The sequence below is a fragment of the Peribacillus huizhouensis genome (genome assembly GCF_014138605.1).
GTDB classification, from domain to species: Bacteria; Bacillota; Bacilli; order Bacillales; family DSM-1321; genus Peribacillus; species Peribacillus huizhouensis.
This window is the reverse complement of the sequence record NZ_JACJHX010000008.1, coordinates 134,655-151,248: the sequence shown is the minus strand read 5'-3', so window position 1 is coordinate 151,248 and position 16,594 is coordinate 134,655. Positions and strand designations below refer to the sequence as shown.

At 46.1% G+C, this 16,594-nt stretch carries 24 protein-coding genes and 1 pseudogene; 21 read left to right on the top strand and 4 right to left on the bottom strand.

The genetic code is table 11. The features are described from left to right. Both HNP81_RS13895 and HNP81_RS13890 read right to left on the bottom strand, forming a co-directional pair. Positions 1 to 95 (bottom strand): annotated as a pseudogene (locus HNP81_RS13895) (DUF3900 domain-containing protein); the annotation flags it as partial. 54 nt (positions 96 to 149) lie between these two features. Then, on the bottom strand, positions 150 to 1,271 hold the full coding sequence (locus tag HNP81_RS13890) for a site-specific integrase (protein WP_182503027.1): 1,122 nt from the start codon (positions 1,269 to 1,271) through the stop codon (positions 150 to 152). Between the two features lie 243 nt (positions 1,272 to 1,514). On the opposite strand from HNP81_RS13890, the gene HNP81_RS24320 reads away from it, so the two are divergent. The 14 genes from HNP81_RS24320 to HNP81_RS13820 all read left to right on the top strand — a co-directional run bounded on the left by HNP81_RS24320 (position 1,515) and on the right by HNP81_RS13820 (position 10,275). Continuing rightward, positions 1,515 to 1,850 (top strand): helix-turn-helix domain-containing protein, encoded by a 336-nt coding sequence (locus HNP81_RS24320; protein ID WP_182503026.1) that lies wholly within the window; start codon positions 1,515 to 1,517, stop codon positions 1,848 to 1,850. A 228-nt stretch (positions 1,851 to 2,078) separates the two neighbouring features. Beyond that, on the top strand, positions 2,079 to 2,255 hold the full coding sequence (locus HNP81_RS13880; RefSeq protein WP_182503025.1) for a hypothetical protein: 177 nt from the start codon (positions 2,079 to 2,081) through the stop codon (positions 2,253 to 2,255). Positions 2,256 to 2,257: 2 nt separating this feature from the next. Then, on the top strand, positions 2,258 to 2,626 hold the full coding sequence (locus HNP81_RS13875; protein WP_182503024.1) for a hypothetical protein: 369 nt from the start codon (positions 2,258 to 2,260) through the stop codon (positions 2,624 to 2,626). Then, a complete protein-coding gene (locus HNP81_RS13870; protein WP_182503023.1) occupies positions 2,623 to 3,030 on the top strand; it encodes a hypothetical protein in 408 nt (135 codons plus the stop codon). The genes HNP81_RS13875 and HNP81_RS13870 overlap by 4 nt, the downstream gene beginning before the upstream one ends. Positions 3,031 to 3,348: 318 nt before the next feature. Next, positions 3,349 to 3,600, top strand: coding sequence for a hypothetical protein (locus tag HNP81_RS13865; RefSeq protein WP_182503022.1), 252 nt, complete (start codon positions 3,349 to 3,351; stop codon positions 3,598 to 3,600). Beyond that, positions 3,587 to 3,913 (top strand): hypothetical protein, encoded by a 327-nt coding sequence (locus HNP81_RS13860; protein ID WP_182503021.1) that lies wholly within the window; start codon positions 3,587 to 3,589, stop codon positions 3,911 to 3,913. The genes HNP81_RS13865 and HNP81_RS13860 overlap by 14 nt, the downstream gene beginning before the upstream one ends. After that, the gene (locus HNP81_RS13855) at positions 3,910 to 4,152 is read left to right on the top strand and encodes a hypothetical protein (protein WP_182503020.1); all 243 of its coding nucleotides are present in this window, start codon (positions 3,910 to 3,912) and stop codon (positions 4,150 to 4,152) included. Before HNP81_RS13860 ends, HNP81_RS13855 begins: the two co-directional genes overlap by 4 nt. After that, a complete protein-coding gene (locus tag HNP81_RS13850; RefSeq protein WP_182503019.1) occupies positions 4,145 to 4,561 on the top strand; it encodes a hypothetical protein in 417 nt (138 codons plus the stop codon). Before HNP81_RS13855 ends, HNP81_RS13850 begins: the two co-directional genes overlap by 8 nt. Before the next feature lie 22 nt (positions 4,562 to 4,583). Beyond that, complete coding sequence (locus HNP81_RS13845; RefSeq protein WP_182503018.1) at positions 4,584 to 5,600, top strand: hypothetical protein; 1,017 nt, start codon at positions 4,584 to 4,586, stop codon at positions 5,598 to 5,600. An 18-nt stretch (positions 5,601 to 5,618) separates the two neighbouring features. Then, positions 5,619 to 6,437 (top strand): P-loop NTPase family protein, encoded by an 819-nt coding sequence (locus tag HNP81_RS13840; protein WP_182503017.1) that lies wholly within the window; start codon positions 5,619 to 5,621, stop codon positions 6,435 to 6,437. Further along, positions 6,437 to 6,760, top strand: a complete 324-nt coding sequence (locus tag HNP81_RS13835; RefSeq protein ID WP_182503016.1) for a hypothetical protein — start codon at positions 6,437 to 6,439, stop codon at positions 6,758 to 6,760. The genes HNP81_RS13840 and HNP81_RS13835 overlap by 1 nt, the downstream gene beginning before the upstream one ends. Positions 6,761 to 6,817: 57 nt before the next feature. After that, a complete protein-coding gene (locus HNP81_RS13830; RefSeq protein ID WP_182503015.1) occupies positions 6,818 to 7,333 on the top strand; it encodes a YodN-related protein in 516 nt (171 codons plus the stop codon). A 459-nt stretch (positions 7,334 to 7,792) separates the two neighbouring features. Beyond that, a complete protein-coding gene (locus tag HNP81_RS13825) occupies positions 7,793 to 9,133 on the top strand; it encodes a DnaB-like helicase C-terminal domain-containing protein (RefSeq protein ID WP_182503014.1) in 1,341 nt (446 codons plus the stop codon). A 113-nt stretch (positions 9,134 to 9,246) separates the two neighbouring features. After that, positions 9,247 to 10,275, top strand: coding sequence for a toprim domain-containing protein (locus HNP81_RS13820; protein ID WP_182503013.1), 1,029 nt, complete (start codon positions 9,247 to 9,249; stop codon positions 10,273 to 10,275). A 20-nt stretch (positions 10,276 to 10,295) separates the two neighbouring features. Here the strand turns inward: HNP81_RS13820 and HNP81_RS13815 are convergent, their stop codons facing one another. Further along, positions 10,296 to 10,526, bottom strand: coding sequence for a helix-turn-helix transcriptional regulator (locus HNP81_RS13815; RefSeq protein ID WP_182503012.1), 231 nt, complete (start codon positions 10,524 to 10,526; stop codon positions 10,296 to 10,298). Between the two features lie 12 nt (positions 10,527 to 10,538). After that, positions 10,539 to 10,742: a helix-turn-helix domain-containing protein gene (locus HNP81_RS13810; RefSeq protein WP_182503011.1), complete on the bottom strand. Its 204-nt coding sequence runs from the start codon at positions 10,740 to 10,742 to the stop codon at positions 10,539 to 10,541. A gap of 114 nt (positions 10,743 to 10,856) precedes the next feature. On the opposite strand from HNP81_RS13810, the gene HNP81_RS13805 reads away from it, so the two are divergent. The 7 genes from HNP81_RS13805 to HNP81_RS13775 all read left to right on the top strand — a co-directional run bounded on the left by HNP81_RS13805 (position 10,857) and on the right by HNP81_RS13775 (position 16,411). Then, positions 10,857 to 12,074, top strand: a complete 1,218-nt coding sequence (locus tag HNP81_RS13805) for an AimR family lysis-lysogeny pheromone receptor (RefSeq protein WP_182503010.1) — start codon at positions 10,857 to 10,859, stop codon at positions 12,072 to 12,074. A gap of 278 nt (positions 12,075 to 12,352) precedes the next feature. Continuing rightward, a complete protein-coding gene (locus HNP81_RS13800; protein ID WP_182503009.1) occupies positions 12,353 to 12,979 on the top strand; it encodes a sigma-70 family RNA polymerase sigma factor in 627 nt (208 codons plus the stop codon). A gap of 324 nt (positions 12,980 to 13,303) precedes the next feature. Then, positions 13,304 to 13,822, top strand: a complete 519-nt coding sequence (locus tag HNP81_RS13795; protein WP_182503008.1) for a hypothetical protein — start codon at positions 13,304 to 13,306, stop codon at positions 13,820 to 13,822. 270 nt (positions 13,823 to 14,092) lie between these two features. After that, entirely contained in the window at positions 14,093 to 14,887 is a 795-nt protein-coding gene (locus tag HNP81_RS13790) for a hypothetical protein (RefSeq protein ID WP_182503007.1), read from the top strand. A gap of 15 nt (positions 14,888 to 14,902) precedes the next feature. Continuing rightward, the gene (locus tag HNP81_RS13785; RefSeq protein WP_182503006.1) at positions 14,903 to 15,103 is read left to right on the top strand and encodes a hypothetical protein; all 201 of its coding nucleotides are present in this window, start codon (positions 14,903 to 14,905) and stop codon (positions 15,101 to 15,103) included. A 292-nt stretch (positions 15,104 to 15,395) separates the two neighbouring features. Next, a complete protein-coding gene (locus HNP81_RS13780) occupies positions 15,396 to 15,821 on the top strand; it encodes a PDDEXK-like family protein (RefSeq protein ID WP_182503005.1) in 426 nt (141 codons plus the stop codon). Positions 15,822 to 15,823: 2 nt separating this feature from the next. Continuing rightward, a complete protein-coding gene (locus HNP81_RS13775; RefSeq protein ID WP_182503004.1) occupies positions 15,824 to 16,411 on the top strand; it encodes a hypothetical protein in 588 nt (195 codons plus the stop codon). The last annotated feature ends 183 nt before the right edge of the window (positions 16,412 to 16,594 follow it).

The window sequence follows — 16,594 nt, the reverse complement described above, 5'->3', positions numbered from 1 at the left end:
TGGATAGATTTCATGTTTTTCGTTGTAATGGCCATTTCTACGTTTTGAATTAAGGTTGCTTCGTCGGATATGGAGGCGACCTTTGGCTCGAAGTCACTCGAAATACTGTGCGGTCACATGTGAGGTCACGCTTCCGGTCACAATCACAGCTAAAAATCGAGTATTTCGTCCAACTTTTCGCTCACTGAACGCTGCATATTTGGCAGGACATGCGAATAAGTATTTAACGTAGTCTCAATGTCGCGGTGGCCCAGTCGTTCGGCGATTAGCTTTACGTTTACGTTCTGCTCGATAAGGAGCGTTGCATGCGTATGGCGCGTGTCATGAAAGCGAATCTTCGGCAACCCGAGCTTGTCCGCCAAATTGTAGAACTCCTTTCGAAAGTTCCGCGGGATCATTGGCGATCCGTCGCGAGTAGGGAGGACGAGGTCATTGTCGCGATAGGTGGTCCGGCAATGGCTCTTTTCCCACTCGATTAGTTTGCGGTGCTTTCGCAGTTCTTCGACTAAGCGGTCGGGTATCGTAACTGAGCGTATGCTCGATTCGTTTTTAGCGCCGGGCTTAATTTCGGCCGCCTGCGTGACGGTCTGCCTTACGTAGACTATTTTTCGGTCAAAGTCGATATCCTTCCAGCGTAATCCCATTATTTCGCCCTGACGTAAGCCTGCGAGTAAGCCGAACTGAAATCCAATAAGACAGCGGGTGACTCGCGCAATGTGTGGCGCCTCTTGCAAGAAATAGTTGACCTGATCGAGCGTCCATATATTCATTTCGCGCCGACCCCGTTTGGGTAGCGTGATACCTTCGGCAGGATTCTCCTTAATAATTTGGCGTTGTTTGGCTTTCTTTAGTGATCCGTAGATGATGCGAAATACTAGATGAACGGTGTTTGCCGAGTATTCCTGACCAACTAACGCGTTAACGAACGTCTGTATGTGCGAATATTGTATTTCTTGCAGCCGTAGCTTGCCTATTGCCGGCTTGATGTTATTTTCGTAATACGTCAAGTGAGTTTCGAAGGTCGAGCGTTGGAGAGAAATCCGGCGTTCCGCCAAATACTCCTCCATAAACTTCTCGTAAGTCATCGTAGACTTGTCGAGAAAACTTTCAGATTTAAGCTCCGCCTTTACCTTTAAATACGCTTCCTCGGCTTCGCCTTTTGTTGCGAAACCTCTTCGTCTAACTTGCTTCCGTCTTCCAGTAAGCGGATTACGTCCCGCACTGATTACGAAATCCCAATTTCCTGTTTCTTCGTTAAATGATACTGCCACAGATAATTCCTCCTAATATACCTGCGCAGATTTCCATAGCGTTATTCTAACATATTTCGTAAATTGGCGTTACCTTCGGGTGGCGTCTTTTTTTGTGTGCGCGAAACTCCGAACTCGTGCGGCATAGTAAGTAAGGTCGAATAAATTTCGCTAAAAGTGCGCGAGGCCGTTATCTGATGCGACATATACATTAAGGGCGATATTTGCAGGGGCGACTTCAATTACTTGAAAGGAGGTTTGGCGGTGACAGAACGGCTAGTAGTAGATTTTAGAAAGCGGAAATTTGCACAAGTTACAAAATCCGTCTTAAATGACGAGGTTGTTTTAGATAAGCCGATACAGAAACTCGTATATACGATGCTTTGTATGTATGCGGACAATACTACGAAAGATTCCTACCCGTCGATAAAGACGTTGGCGAAGAAATGCTACTGCTCGGAGAATACCGTTCGAGGTGCGTTGAAGAAATTACAGGAGGTTGGCGTAATTGATGCTGAAACAAGGTATAGGTCCGATGGGAGTCAGACTTCGAATATTTACCAATTAGTAGATCCGCCAAGTACGTTTGACGATATTTGAAGGCGGGGGTTCAAATTACGATACCGGGTACTTCACAGTTTGAAGACAAACTATACTCAATTAACTATACTCATTTATCTAAACTAAAAGATTGCAGCGCTATCGCACTGCTAACTATATATTCCATTTTCGCTAAGATTTTACATTAAAGACCAGCGGATAAGTAATAAAAGAATTGGCGGACGTGAGGACGCAATCTCTTGAACTTAATATAAGGAGGTATACGAAATGGTTATTAAAATCGAGATCCCGACGTCAGCACACACGGATTACTCATCAGACAAGGTCCGTATGGAAGAAAGCTGGCAAGCGGGCTATATAGAAATCAATCACGAAGGTCACACGTTTGAAGTCCGTAAATCTGATTTACGCAAGGCACTAATGATACTGTGCGAGGAGGAATAACGATGACCAACGAAACTATTACGCTACCAAAGGACGTCGCAACAGCCGTCGAAGAATTACGCAAGGACGGATTTAACAACTCCGGAATCATTATCGCAATTGTCTTCGAAGAAGCTTTCGAACATAAGGACCTCGAAACAGTCCGTAGTTATTATCACAGCTATCCGGACGATATTTTGACCGCACTAGTTAACGGATACCAAGTCGAAAAGTCTGGCGAAGAAAAGGTTCGGGAATATTATGAAAGGTACGCCGCATGTAAGTTTACTGACGGAAGCTATTGCGATGGATATGAGGACGGAGTATCCGCGGCTGTTGTTAGAACACTCGACCTTCTCGGAATCAAAATCGAAGGAGTTGGCGAATATTGAAACTCGTAAATTTACCGAAAGAAGTGGCGGAGGCAATCGAGGAACTACGAGAAATCGGAATATCAACGATGTATATTGCTCAAAATGTCGGAGTAAAACAAGGTTTCGGCGCTAGTGGACTTAACAAGTATTTAAACGTAATTAACGACTGGCGGCTTGAATGCGCTGAGAAACGTAATAACGAACTCCTTTCCGCACTCGTAAACGGATACGTCATGGAAAAAACGCCGGAAGAAAAGATGCTCGAAAATTTCCGAGTTCACGAGAACGTAGTTTGGTTTTACGAGGGAAAAACGCTAGACAGGGCGGAGCAAATGCAGGAACGCTATTCAAGCGGATATATAAGCGGCGTAAAAGATTTCGCTGAATTGTACGGAATCAAAATCGAAGGCATTAACGCATAGTTTTAACGGCGCATTAGCGCCATACAGACGTTATAATACGCAACTGATATAAAAGGTAACGGAGGGAATACAAGCGCTAAAACGGCGCGAGAGGGGCGGTAATTGTGTGGTTCAGGAAAAAGAAACCCGAAGCCACCGAGTGTGTGCATACGTGGTTTTTAGCGGACTATGAGGCGGGATATTTTAACGCAGGGACTTCCGTCGATATCGAGGATTATTTTATTCTTCGCTGTAATAAATGTGGAGGTAAGCGTAGGGTTGACGAATATGAACTCGGAAAATTACGTAGGTACGGCTTAATAAAGGAGGTTGATAATAATGGCACGCAAAGGAACGACGGTTAGCGAACTAAACGCAATTATGAAACGTTGCGCAAATATCGGAAGAGTGAGGTACGTGCGACCGACGATACATCCCGGATTTAGGAAAGTAGTCGCGTTCGACTTATTTACGACGGACGAAACGCGGGAATTTACCATCACGAACAATCCGGACGAAAACTTTAACCTTACGCAGGCAGTGAACGATTATTTAGACGAATTGGAGGCGAGGCAAAATGACGAAGTTTAAAAAGCGAATTTACCTCGACAAGCAACCGGAGGTCGGCGACAGAATAGTTGCGATAGATAGTAGCGGGTTTAGCGGAAACCATTACAAATACGGAAATGAGATGACGATTATCAGCACGGAAACAATGCTCGGAGGTGGCGTATTTGCGATGAATCACCGTACAGGAAAGAAAGTCTGTATTAGCGACTGTTTTTACAGGATATTTCGCGACGTAACATACGAAAAGACTGGCGAAAAACACGTCACGAAGAAATTACTAGGCATTCCGATTTATTCTAAGATTATCGATATTTACGCGGAGGTGGGCGTGTGATTACGCAAGCGGAACTAGACGCAATACGTGCGCGGGCTGAAGAAAATGTCGGAGGCCCTTACGAGGACGAAGATGTACCTACATTATTGGCGGAAGTTGAGCGTTTAAATGCGGAGCTAAAATCTATCGCGGAAAGTATTGACGAATATTACGAAAATGAGGACGACGATATTCCGATATACGATTTACTTGGCAGTATCCGAGATGACGCAGAAAGGGCGGTGAGTTCTGATGACTAAACCGAAATTACCGCCTGCAACCGACTGGCGTGCCCGCGACATCACCGACTGGAACGTCAGCACCTTTTCGCAATTTATCATCGACCGTACGCAGGAAATCTACGGAGTCCCTTACGCACCAGGCGGAGGCGGATCGAAGTCCCAGCGCTGGCTTCGCGAAAAGGGGATGCTCAAACAGGCGCAGGGCACATATGGCAACGCAGTGCTGCGGGCGTTTATCGAAATTTGCTGGCGGGAGTACCGGACGAATAAGCCGGAGCAATTTCCGTACCCAACATTTGCGTTTATGATTTCGTACCAGGATCGCTACTTTTCGCAGGCTCAATCGGATGTGGCGAGGGCGAAACGAAGCTCTGGGGCGGCAGAGATTGCCGAAGTCGATACGGAAAAATTGGCGGAATGGTTCTAATAAATTACGAGGAGGAATCGGAATGAGAGAATTTACGACAGTTAAGCGTAAGGCGAACGTAGGGGAGCGTATTTTGATTACGGAGGCTTGGTTAGCGGGAGGTTATTATAGAAAAGGCGACGTGCTAACTGTAAAAGAAATTGAGGGTAACGTGGTTTTGACCGAGGGAAATGCTTTATGGATCAGCGATTCAGAGTACGAAGTTATCATCGAAAATAGAACGGAATCGGAGGCGGTTGGAATGAAGATTACAGAAGACTACTGCGAAACTTTGGCATTTACTGAAAATGAGGACGGAACCTTTTCGCTAAACTTTAAGAAAATACCTGCGCTAGTGCACGTTTCATACGATGGAAATGGAACACACGACCAAACCTTCTTACATGGCGAATACAAAGCGGAGGCGCAACGTATCAAAATCGAAAGTGCAGTCGGAGAATTGACGACATATACGATTGATAGTATTGCGGCACTAAAGCCGGTTGAGTCGAAAGCCGCGGTGCAAGCGGGAGAAACAGTTATTACGCGAACGGAAGCAGAGGCAATCGGTAAGTTAGCCGTCCGCACACCGCAGGAAATCCGCGACGAAATTGTGGCGAAGGCAAAGCGCGATGTGGCGGAAATAATACACGCGAATCAATTTACAGCCGATGATTTAGAGATAATCGTTAATAAAGAAAAACGGACAGTTGTTGCGTTAATGAAGTATCTGCGTAGTGGGAAGGTTTTCGATAAAGGAATCGCCAAAGCCTGCCCGACCGACTGCTTCAACGTACACATTGGGAAAGCTATTGCGGTCCGTCGAGCGCTGGGCCTCGAAGTGCCTGCGGATTACTTGAACACGCCTCAGCCGACGGAAGTGCGTGTGGGTGACGTTGTTGCCGGACGTAGAGACGAATCTTACTATGCAACTACAAAGCGATTTACGCTAACGGCGAAGTGTAGCGAAAATCCTGACGCTTTTAAATACGCGGAAAGACCGACTGACTACATTTACCGAAGTCAAATCGGAAAAATTATCGACGACTCGCGCGAATAATTAACGGAGGTGTATCGCATGTCAAACGAGACAAATGAAAAACGCTGCCTACTCGCCGAAAAGTGCACACTCGCCGGCGGGGCGCAGTGTACGAATCAATGCGGCGCATATATTGCGTGCCATGGCCGAAGCGGCGAAGGCGGGCGCGTCGGCGCGGCAGGGCTTCCGCGGGACTATCGCTTAGTGACCTTGAAAAACTCGCCAGCACGGGCGGACCAGGCGGAAGTATATCGGGCGATTGATGCTTATGTCGCCACTTTCGAACGGCAATTCGAGGACGGGGCAGCGCGGATAAAGTCGCTTTATCTCGTCAGCGAATCGCCAGGCACCGGTAAAACTACGACTGCCTCGGCAATTCTGAACGAATGGCTGAAGGTACATTACATCGGAAGTTTGCAGCGCGATAGGCAGGCGGAGCAAAGGCCGGCGTACTTTTTGGACGTAAATAACTGGCAGACGGATTACAACAACTTCAACCGGCCGAAGGTGCCCGACGCAATCGCAGAGCCGGCGGCGAAACGGTATTACACCGCGATGGAACACGCGAAACACGCGCCGATGGCGATTCTCGACGATATTGGTGTTCGTGACTGCAGCGATGGATTTAGGGCGGACTTGCACGCGATTATTAATCACCGCGTAACGAACGCCAAGCCTACGATCTATACGTCAAACTTACCTATTGTATACGTAGACCCGAAAGGTAAACCGAAGATCGCTACACTAATGCCGTACGACTTAATCGACGTGTTTGGCGAAAAGAGGCTTGCGGATAGGATGCGCGATCAGTGCGCAGTGCTGAGTTTCGCGGGAGAATCGAAAAGGGGGCGGAGATAGTGAGCGAAGTTAACTTAACGAAATATCCGGTGACTTCTTCGGCAGGCAACGAATATTACGTAACTATAACTACTGACAATGATTTCGGAATTCTAATGTGCATCCTGAGCGAGGAGTATATCGGGCTATTTGGAAGGAAGAAATTTCGCGAAATATACGTAAAGACCGATATGCAAGGCAGATATAAAACATACAAGGAGTTAGCCGAAGCTACTGTTATTGGCTACGAGAAAAAACTTGATTATGAACGAATTAAAGCGGAAAGAGAAGCGAGTTCCGTTAAGGAGTTCGAGGACTGGGACGGAAAGGTGGCGGATCAATGATCGCAACAGCATTCGGAACACTTGTCGTATTTACTTTAGCCTGCGCGGTGACAGCCAATGAATAAGCCGGAATATAACTTTGGCGATCTCGTTAAAGTGGCGGGATATTGGCCGCAGGTGTTCGAGGTAGAATGTTATCGCCGCGAAACGTACTATTATCCCGACGAGACTTGGACGGAATTAGTATACGAACTGGTTGGCGTGGATGGCGGCAGTTGGCTAGAAGCGGACGAAGAAGATTTAACGCTGGTGGCCGAGGCGGAAAAGGCGGAGGAATACCGCGCAGCAAATCCGCCAAACTTTCAGCCACTTGACCGTATTTTCGTAAATATAAAACTGGAGGAGGCGGAAGGAATGGCGAAAGGTGAACGTAAACCAACGGCAAGGGAATTATCGGCGCAAGAGGCGGAACAACGTAAGCAGGCGAGAAAGGAGCGCGCGGAGGAGATCGATAATTTGCTGGAGATTGCGCAATGGAATCGTGAAATGCTAGCGAAGACGGGCGATGCGACGTATGGCGATGCGTTGTTCGGGGTAGAGGCAAAGTTGGCGGAGATGACGGCGGAAGAATAGACTAATCTAGTTTAGTCGAGGTAGACACAAACTGAGACAAAAGGAGGAGTGAGTGTGGGAACATTCTTCACAATTATTATCATCATTATCTTAGTGATTGTATTCGGGGTTATTGTAATTACAAATGACTTTAATTGGTTTGATTAATAGGCAGTACGAATAAACTCGGCATCATCTAGTTTGTGAAATCGTCGATAACACGGTACAGCTTCGGGAAACAACTACGGAATACTGCAGGAGGAAAGTTTGGTCAGGGCGGTTGCGGTGGTTTACATGGTGTTGGTGCCTCCGTATTAACTCCTAAATGATGCAGTTTTATTTTCGCCGACCCACGCAAACCCGCGAAAACACTAGCGGAGACAAAATCGACACCCTTACCAAAACATTTATAATGAAGGCAGGCGAAAATAACCGTGGGATTTCGCAATGCTGACGTACAATATATAAGGAGGTAAGCGAATGCATTACGGAAATTTACTACTCAGTAAAATAATCGATGACAACAACGTCCAGGCGCTAACACGTTTCGGCATCACAGCGGCAGACCTACCGACGGAGGGTGATAGGCAGACCCTCCGTTTCATCGAATCATATGCGGAAGCCAATCGAGGCCAAGCACCTTCATACGCCGTTGTCACCGCCGAATGTCCGGCGTTCGAGTACACACCGATGATTTCAGACTCATACGAATTGCTTACGAAGCAAATCAAAGCGTACAGCGCAAAGCAACGGTTGGCGGAGTATGTGCAAGGAAAATTCACTGCGGAATTCGATTCGGAAGCCGACGGAAATAAAATCCTCGAAAGCTTGATTTCGGAAGCTGAAAAGATTAAAATGGATACAAACGTACGTTCGGAAATAGGGCGAACGTTGGAGGACATAAAGACCTCGTTCAAATCGGAGTATTTAAAGCGCGAAGAAGGGAAGTCGTTTAAATGCTGGCAAACACCGTTCGAATCGCTGACGAAGGAAATTGGCGGCTGGTTTAGCGGTGACGTATACGGAATCATGGCTGAGTCGGGTCGCGGTAAAACGTATGTTAACGTTAAGATCGCCGATTCATTATTGCGACAAGGTGCGAACGTGCTCGTCAAATCCTTCGAGGTCAAGGAATACGTGTGGATATCGCGATTGATTTCGACAGCAACGGCAGTCGACGAATTGTTGGTCGACGAGCTTGGCCGGAAATTAGGACTACCGAACAAACAGATACTAAGCGGCAACTTAGAGGATATTGTTCGCGAGCAGTTCCTTGCCGTGCTTGAAACGCTAGATTCGTATTATCCCGGCAAACTCTATTTCCAAGGGAAAAGTGGCGGAGAGCTAACGAGAACGCTGGACGATTTGGAGCGAGAACTGCTGACGGGGCAAGTCGACGCAGTAATTATCGATCCATTTTACGGACTATCTGACGTTTACGGCAAGAACGTCAACAAAACAGCGGGTGGATCGGCGGAGTATGCCGCGACTCGCTTCGAGCAGATAATCGGCGATAACGATGTAGTCGGATTCTATACGGTGCAGGCGACCGTTGAAAAGAAACAGACTGGCGAAGATGGCGTACGCGAATTGAACTTACCGACGCGCGACCAGGTAAAAACATCGAAGCGGCTGCTCGATATTGCGACGAACTTAATCAGCTTCGATAGTCTCGAAAAGGACGGGATCGCGATGCTTGGTATCGAGAAGGGGCGGAACGGTGGCGAGGATTTTACGTTGGAACTGATTGCGCTGTTCGACTACGGAGTGCTGGCGGAATTTCCGAAGGGCGAGGCAGCGGCGGCACAGTTCGGATTTTGAAGTTATTTGCGACAAATTGGCGGCTGTCATAAAATTTCCATATATTGCGATAATTTAACAACTTATATCTTTACAGAATTGTAATATAATTGTAATATAGGAGGCGATAACTATTGGTAAGCGTAAGAATTCGCGGTCAAGACGCGGACATTGACGTAGAAGAAGAACTGCGGGCCTTCGAATGGACTCGCCCACGCTGGACCGGCGACAAACTAATCGCAGCCAGCCCGTTTCGCTACGACCATACGCCATCATTCTTCGTCAACTTGTCCGGCGAACGAGCGGGCGTATGGGGAGATTCTGGAGCCTACGACGAGGAATGGCGAAGCGGCAACTTCGTTAAATTAATGGCGTTCCTGCGAAACGAATCGTACGAAGAGGCGGAAGAATATCTGCTTGGCACTTACGGCATAACTTACGCCAGCCCTTACGAGCAACTTACGTTGGGTCCCGTCAATTTGCGAATGAATCAGCGCAATAGGCAAGCGCTGAACGAAGACTTGTTGGCGCAATACCAAGCCGGCCCTTGCGAATATCTGCGAGGGCGGGGGATTTCCGACGAGGCGCAACGGATGGCTGGCGTTTATTACCACGAAAAACAATCCGCCGCAATATTGCCGTGGAGAACGGCCTCTGGTAAACTAGCGAATGTAAAATATCGGAAAATCTGGGGAAAGTTGTTTTGGTACGAATCCGGCGCCACTCCAATCCGCGAACTAGTATGGGGACTCGATGTGGTCCGGAAGCTGGGCGCCAAAACGGCGGTACTTTGCGAGGCGGAGATTGACGGGCTGTCGTGGCTGACGGCCGGCTTCGCTTCGGTTGCGGTTGGTGGCGTAGCATTTAATCGGACGAAACGCGACTTGATTATCCGGTCACCGATCGAAGAACTGATCATCGCAACGGACAACGATAAGGCTGGCGAAAAGTTGCGGGAAGAAGTTGAGCGAGAGCTGCGCGGGTATGTGCGCGTTAGGCAGGCGTATGTAGGCGCGAAGACAGCTGACGGCGGTTTTTCCGTCAAGGACGCCAACGAGGCGTTAGTGAAATACGGAGTGGAATCGTTGAGGGAAGCGGCGGCCCTTGCGAAGTTAAGCACCGGTTTGTACGCGAATTTACGTACCTCGCTCCGGGGTAAGTGACGCATTTCTTACCCGTTCGATTAACGGTGGTCTACTTCGAGCCATTCGTATAGGTCATCGATACGACATCTGAGTTCGTCGGCGATGACTTTTGCGGTAGTGACAAGCATGATATTACGTAAATTTTCGTAGCCGGAAATGGTGGATTTCGACATGCCGACGCGATCGGCGAGTTGCTGCTGCGTCAGGCCACGAGATTCACGTAAATCTCGAAGTAAACACCGTGCGACTACGGAAGTCGTGGCGCTCACCTCATTGCGATATTATTTGTCGTCTGGAACGATGCGGACGACTTTTTCTATAGGTACGTTTAGATGAACGCAGATCTTTTCGATGGTGCTTAGGTTGACGTCGCCATTACGGTTGATTTGCGCGATGGTTTTCGGGTGAAGAACATCGTCCCTCATGTCACTAATTACCATGTCTTTTTCTTCTAAAGTCTTACGAAGAGGAGAAAAGTCTATCATAATTTCCACATCCTTCTAAATTTATGTACACCTAAGTGAACATTTATGATACAATTCAATTATAACAGAAATTAATGGAAAATCTATACGTATTTATGGAAAGGGGAAATTACTATGCAGAAGCTCCATAAAGAAATCGGCAACATCATTGAGGATAATGATCATTTAACCATAAGTAAAGTCGCTGACTTTATAGGGTGTGATAGGCAAGAACTCTCGAATTTCATAAATGACGGTGGGATTAGTTTTCGCAAATTATTAAGACTATCATTTATACTTTTTCCTAAAAATCAACAAGAAGTTATGTCATCTTGGTGTTTACGGTTAAATACAACTGAATCCATAAAACAAAGTTTCGAATATGCCTCAGTAACACGAAATATAGAACTACTTAGGGAATTAATCGAGAAGTATCGCGGCGAGAAGGATATAATGGGTAAGTACGTTTCTGTATATTCCATCTTATATGATTTTTATACAAATGAAATCGGAGCGAAGGATTTAATTTGGAGGCTAGAAAAAGTCGGACAGTTAAAAGGAGAGTTAGCTATTTTAGCCAATATTATCAAATGCTACAACTACTATTACGTAGAAAAGTACCACTTAATGTTAGAAACAGGCAAAGAGGCGGAAGCTTCTATTAATAAGTTCGGAGAAAGACGCTTGTTCATCAAAGAGTGCTATTTACATAGAATTGCAGAAGTTTTAGGACACGTTAGCCTTCACTTGAACGATATTGACTCTGCACGATATTACGCAACCAGAATAATTTCTGCGGATATGTGCGCGAAAACTGTTGCTGGTGCGACATATATATTAGGGATGACATACTTGCCAGAAGATGAAGTTAAAAGCATCAACTATCTTCAAGCTAGATATGAAATCTCCAAAACACTCGGCGAGAAAGATATAGAAGAAAACGCTCGGCGGGACCTAGACTTCGCAAAACTTTATTTGAACGTTCAACTAGATGCAGATTCGGACCCGATACTTCAAAGATTACAGAGTAATAAAGGGAGTGAATTCGAACTAAAACTAATAAAGGAGGCAATATTTAAACAAGGCGAGGAGGATATTTTAGTACTACTTGGAGCGATAGCAAGAAATACTACGGAAAAATTGCACGAATGCAGAAAATCGTTTTTCAAACAGTCCAATTACTTTTTCGCTAGTTTAGCAGCAAGAGAGATACGTAAATTAGGGGATAGATCTGAGATGCTCGAGGAATTTATTGATTTCAAAATCGAAACTAAAGGGGATGTTGAATTTGAAGAAAATTTTATTAGGTGTTTTGCTCGTATCGACAATAGTTATAAATCCAATAGCGCATAGCAACGGTGATGGTGGGATCTCAACAGCAGCTGAAAAGGTTGGAGGCTAAGCCTAAGTAATTGAATAATGTGGATGCGGCAGCCCGAAGTGGTTGTCTTTTTTTTATGTTCACTAAAGTAAACAAAATATCAGAATTGAAAGTTTGTTTACTTTCAAATATTTTCCTATTGGTCATGCTATATTATGGATAAGCCGACGAGACAACCAAAAGAAAAGTTAATAAAAATTGCGCGAAAGTATAAACTCGTGCGACATAGTTAGTACAAGGGGGAGATAACATGAACGAACTTAAAAAACTAAATATTAATAACCTAGTAGAGAAATATATCGACGAAAAGGGTGAAGGCATACTATCGAAGTTATATCGCGATTTACTGGCAGAATATCGACCGAAACTCGATTACTGGAGTAAATCTACATCGATGGCAAATGAGCACGATATGTTAGAGTTGTTCGATGACGGATTCATAAGTGCGGTAAACGATATCACAGTAAACGGCGGAGATTTTGTAAAATTGTTTCACTTGAAGCTTACCAGACGATACAATTCGCTACTAAGAAAACTTACCAAACGACGAAGCTTCGAAGTTTACGAATCAGCAACCGATGACGAGGCGGCAACCTCACGATTCGAAATCGCTGATGAATTCAACCTCGAAGCGCACGTAACCGCAAAGAAAAAAGCCGATCAGTTGGCGCTGATCGACTCCTTACTGAATGGGGCGGACGAAGTAACGACGGCAATCGTTAAAGCGTTCCTCGAACATCCGAAACCAACAGCGACGGCAATCGCGAAGGAATTAGGAGTTCACCATTCGAAAGTATTACGCACATTAAATCGCCTGGCGGGCAAATTTAATTCTAAACAGCACGGAGATTACCGCGACTATTTAGTTGCGCTTTAAAGATAAGGGCGTAAGGCAAATAGGCAATATGTCTTACGCGATCCCTTATTATCATTATATTCGTTTTGTATATAAAATGCTATACGTTTTGTATCGACTATAAACGACAGCCGACACGAATGTTATTCTACGACAATTTCGAAAAATAATCAACCTTACGGAGGTAATTACGATGAAGCCTAGTAAACAGTCTGCCCGAACTACCGGAAATCAAACACCTTTTCTGCGAAAATTAAATCGCTATCTGCACGACCCGATTCGCAATGAAACGGGAATAGCACCAAATAACGTAAGGATCGGCGGAGTTAAGGTGGTGCGGCTCGGATGAAGAAATATACAGTAAGACCCCATGCAGTTGATAGAGCGCTTCTACGTTTCGGAATTAGTTCGGAGCACGCCGAAAATTGGTTTAATCAACTATTAATGAACGCTAGATTACTCGGAACGCAAGGCGGACAGCAATATTATGACCACAAAGGTAAGAGAATTGTGGTACAAGGGACTGAAGTTGTTACGATTTTGGTCGCGGAAGATTTACCTTTCGGTAAGAAAATTTCTGTGATTGTTGAACGTGAATTACGCAGGGCTGAACGCGAGTTAAAAAAGAAGGAGCGGGAACTATCTATTAAGATAGCGGAAGCGACTATTGAACAAGCAACGCTTACTTTAAATCAACTAAAAGCAAAATCACCATCCATAAAAGCGAAGATACAGAAGAAGTTGGACGTAGTGACCGAGGCAATAAGTGAACTTGGTTTAACGTTAGAGCGTGAACGTGACGAGTACAACCATACTGCGATTAACTCACGAGGTTACCTAATCCATGAGGCAGGGAAGTGTTAACAACGTTGATATTCGGTACAATTATGCAAATCGGACTGCTTGCGGTCATGTTTAGCGAAGAAATAACGCAAGTAATACGGAAGTGGCGCGGTTAACTCGCCTGCCTCCGTCGGAGAGTACGAAGATGTTCGTTAAGTAAATCGAGTCGCTACGTTATAAAACCTCCAGGGCTTAACGCTGACGTAGTTTCGAACATAGAGATTCGTACTTTACGACGGGGCGCGGGATTTAATCCGGAGCTCGACATTTAAACGAAAAGGGGACGATTGAATGAGTCAATATTTATCCGGAGCAGACGCACTAAACTCGCTTAACGCAACAAACGAAGGTGGCGGAAGTGGGGCGGAGTTCGCCAGCTTTAAGTCCGGCACTACGTATAAGGTTCGCGTCATGGGAACGGCGGACTTGATTCGCTTCTATAGCTACGGAATATTTAAGAAGGTCAATTCGTTCGTGGCGGCTAACCCGTCAATCAAGAATGCGCGGGGATTTGCGGAATCAAACTTTACGCCGTGGGATCTTGCGAGCAACTACTATTCGGACTTAAAACGGAAAGCCGAAGACGCCGGTAACTTTACGCAAGCTGAAGAGTACAAAACGGAAGCAGGCAAGTATCGCGCCAAGGAACGCTTCGCGCTAGGCTTCATTAACCTTGAAACTGGCGAGCCAATTATCGTCGACCTTTCGAAAAAGCAGGCGCAAGGAGTACACGCCGTTATTAAAAAGAACGAAAAGAAGCTCGGAAAGGTCGCGTTCGAACTTGAGAAGACGGGCAGTAGTACGAGTACGATCGTAATGTTATCGCCACTTTCGCTAGATCCAGATGATGAGGAGCTAACGGACAAAGAGCGCGAGAACTTCGCGAAGCAGGACGGCAAGGCGTTTGATATGAAACTTTTCGACGGACTGCTATTCGAAGCGGACGAGAAATCGCAAATTGAGAACTTGGTGGCAGCCGGATTTGATATCACGCTCATCGGGCTGAGTATTGGCGGAAATATTGCAGAAGGTACGCAGGAAGGCGAAGGCGGCGAAGAGTTGAAGAAGGACGAATTTAACTTTTAAGGAGGCGAAGGCGGATTGAAAAATTATTTAATTACTTTCACGCTAGTTACAGGCGAAAAACGCAGTGTAGAAATACAGACACACTTAGAAATTACAAACTACGACGAACTTCATATTCACTTACTGAGTATTGAAGAAGGCGAATATTTCGGAGTATACAACGGATTAATAAGCAAAAAGCATGTAGTCGCAATTGATTACAAAGGTGAAAGATAATGACGATTTTAGCATGGTATTCCGTAGCATTTCTAGCGTTCTTGGTAATTAGCAGTGTGGCAGACGAAAAGCGAAAGGAAGGCGACCGACTTCTAGCGGTTTTCCTCCTTATGCCAGTCCTTATTTTCGCCACACTGTACGTAATTATTTAGGGGGCGTTGCGAATGTTTATCGCCTTAGGAATAACGAGGTCCGTCGCCGTTATTGTGACGACCTACTACGAATTTAACAAAAAAGCGAGCGCCAAATTGTACGCTAAGATGGTAGTTTGCGTAAATAGGAGGGTAAAATAATGGCGCATGTAACAGAGGTAATAGGAGTATACTCCGAACTGGCCGCTGAATTGGCGCTCATGGCGAATGGGTATGTAGTTTCGCGTACCCGTACCGCCGAGGCGTTCGATTTAAAGGCGGTCGATCCGGTCAATGGCGAAGAATATAAATTTCAGGTCAAAACGATTCGCAAGCGGGCTGACCGCAACGGAGAATTAGTTGTCTACGCTACGAATGGGCGCGGAAATACGTATAGCAAGTCCGACGTTGATTATTTTATCGGGGTATTGGCGGAGGAAGGCGAAGTACCGCGCGTGTTTATGTTCGAGAACAGAGAAATCCGCGAGTATTGGTCGAGTGAGGCGCGGGCAAGCAAGCGGTGGGTCGAGTTGTCGATCGCGCTGAATCGGGATATTTACGTAACTAAAGATACGGAGGCGGTTTGAATATGATAAAAATTACGATGGTGGACGGATCGGTTATCGAAACTACGGTAGAAGAATACGCCAAATTGAACGAGTTGTTAGGCGACCATTTCGACCTAGCACCAATAACGGAAGGTCCGGCGCTCGAGCCGTTAAAGGTCGGTGACTATGCGAAAGTGACTAATTACGGATATATAAAAATATCAGACGGCGAAATCGTTGAAATTACGGAGACTGACCGTATAAGCATTAGCGGATATACTTTCCGTGCAAAGAAACTCAATAGTGATTATTGCGATGTGTTTGCGCCGCATCAACTCGAAAAGGTTTCCGCAGAGGAAGCGCAGAAAGTAGTAGAAGAGGCGGAGCTGGTGGTGCGCTTTGCGAAAATTGGACGCAAGCCGAACGAATTCAAGAAAGGCGACATCGTGCGTGTAACGGAAGATCGTGCGTTGGGTTCTAGAAATATGGCGGGTGACATTGGCGAAGTTACAGAAGTTAGCTTTAATTTCGCGGTGAATGTCGTGGGAAGAAGAGGCCCTGGCGGAAATAAACATATGAAAGATTCCGTCGAACTAATCACGCCAGTCGAGGCGCGTTTCGACCGATGAAGGCGCCACTATCCGCAATCTGCACGCAATGCTCCGCACCACTGCACGAAGGCACTTCGGCCCACTACGACGAGCACCGCGATCAGCATTTTTGCCGGCGCGACTGCTTCGTCGAATGGTTTGCGGACCACGCCGAGGTGCTTGCAGCGGAATACTGGCGAATGAACGTAGGCCAATGCGACC

Bases quoted from the DNA above. Each gene is read 5' to 3' on its own strand.
- HNP81_RS13805 (WP_182503010.1), top strand. From the start codon at position 10,857: ATGCAGAAGCTCCATAAAGAAATCGGCAACATCATTGAGGATAATGAT.
- HNP81_RS13780 (WP_182503005.1), top strand. From the start codon at position 15,396: ATGGCGCATGTAACAGAGGTAATAGGAGTATACTCCGAACTGGCCGCT.
- HNP81_RS13825 (WP_182503014.1), top strand. From the start codon at position 7,793: ATGCATTACGGAAATTTACTACTCAGTAAAATAATCGATGACAACAAC.
- HNP81_RS13865 (WP_182503022.1), top strand. From the start codon at position 3,349: ATGGCACGCAAAGGAACGACGGTTAGCGAACTAAACGCAATTATGAAA.
- HNP81_RS13790 (WP_182503007.1), top strand. From the start codon at position 14,093: ATGAGTCAATATTTATCCGGAGCAGACGCACTAAACTCGCTTAACGCA.
- HNP81_RS13860 (WP_182503021.1), top strand. From the start codon at position 3,587: ATGACGAAGTTTAAAAAGCGAATTTACCTCGACAAGCAACCGGAGGTC.
- HNP81_RS13840 (WP_182503017.1), top strand. From the start codon at position 5,619: ATGTCAAACGAGACAAATGAAAAACGCTGCCTACTCGCCGAAAAGTGC.
- HNP81_RS13800 (WP_182503009.1), top strand. From the start codon at position 12,353: ATGAACGAACTTAAAAAACTAAATATTAATAACCTAGTAGAGAAATAT.
- HNP81_RS13795 (WP_182503008.1), top strand. From the start codon at position 13,304: ATGAAGAAATATACAGTAAGACCCCATGCAGTTGATAGAGCGCTTCTA.
- HNP81_RS13875 (WP_182503024.1), top strand. From the start codon at position 2,258: ATGACCAACGAAACTATTACGCTACCAAAGGACGTCGCAACAGCCGTC.
- HNP81_RS13775 (WP_182503004.1), top strand. From the start codon at position 15,824: ATGATAAAAATTACGATGGTGGACGGATCGGTTATCGAAACTACGGTA.
- HNP81_RS13880 (WP_182503025.1), top strand. From the start codon at position 2,079: ATGGTTATTAAAATCGAGATCCCGACGTCAGCACACACGGATTACTCA.
- HNP81_RS13850 (WP_182503019.1), top strand. From the start codon at position 4,145: ATGACTAAACCGAAATTACCGCCTGCAACCGACTGGCGTGCCCGCGAC.
- HNP81_RS13810 (WP_182503011.1), bottom strand. From the start codon at position 10,742: ATGATAGACTTTTCTCCTCTTCGTAAGACTTTAGAAGAAAAAGACATG.
- HNP81_RS13845 (WP_182503018.1), top strand. From the start codon at position 4,584: ATGAGAGAATTTACGACAGTTAAGCGTAAGGCGAACGTAGGGGAGCGT.
- HNP81_RS13830 (WP_182503015.1), top strand. From the start codon at position 6,818: ATGAATAAGCCGGAATATAACTTTGGCGATCTCGTTAAAGTGGCGGGA.